1 pseudogene is annotated in these 733 nt (G+C 22.9%); it reads right to left on the bottom strand.

Annotated features, from left to right (window positions below):
• Positions 1 to 608, bottom strand: a pseudogene (locus LDP10_RS03045) (anthranilate synthase component I); the annotation flags it as partial.
• Between the last annotated feature and the right edge of the window lie 125 nt (positions 609 to 733).

The raw sequence follows: 733 nt of genomic DNA, 5'->3' as shown, positions 1-733 counted from the left end.
GAAGATTTTCTATTAAATAAACTACTTTGTATAACACAATTTTTCTTTTGATGATCTAAAATTAATAATGTTTCAGCTAAATAAAAACATAAATCTGGACATTTTTGATTTCTTTTTAAAATAGGTAAGTTTTCGAAATTATTAACAAGATCATATGAAAAAAGGCCTCCAAAAAACATTGATTTTGTTAAGTTTTTCGGTATTTTCATTGTTTTCATTAATAATCTAAAGGTATCAAATATAGATACAGATCTTAATTTTTTGTCTTCATCTATTTCATGATTCATAAATGGAAATATTAATCTTCGACTATTTTCGGATAAAATGTTTTTAACAGTATGAGGTAACAGTAAATCTAGTTTAAATAAAAGCGATTTACCATTTTCCGTTAGTGCTTCTACCGTTACGATATTATCTAATGAAGATATTCTTAAAGCACTATCTATTATTATCATACTTTCTAAAGCGTGTTTTTTATCTATTTCCGCAGATTCCAGTAATAAAGTAAATTTTTTTTTATTACAAAGTTGATTAAAAATGGTAGTTGGATCAGATTGATAGATTCCTTCAATTTGCAATATTTCAACCTCATATCGCTTATTTTTCATTATTTATTATTCCATAAAATTGACTATTTAAAATATTTTATAAAAATAAATTGGAAGAATAATTTGAGAAAATTATTTTTATAAATCTAAATAACAGTTAACTCATTAACCGATAAAAAGTCAAT

This window comes from Buchnera aphidicola (Pemphigus obesinymphae), assembly GCF_026122815.1.
In the GTDB taxonomy this organism is placed as follows: Bacteria; Pseudomonadota; Gammaproteobacteria; order Enterobacterales; family Enterobacteriaceae; genus Buchnera_C; species Buchnera_C aphidicola_BJ.
This window is presented reverse-complemented; position numbering and strand designations above follow the sequence as displayed.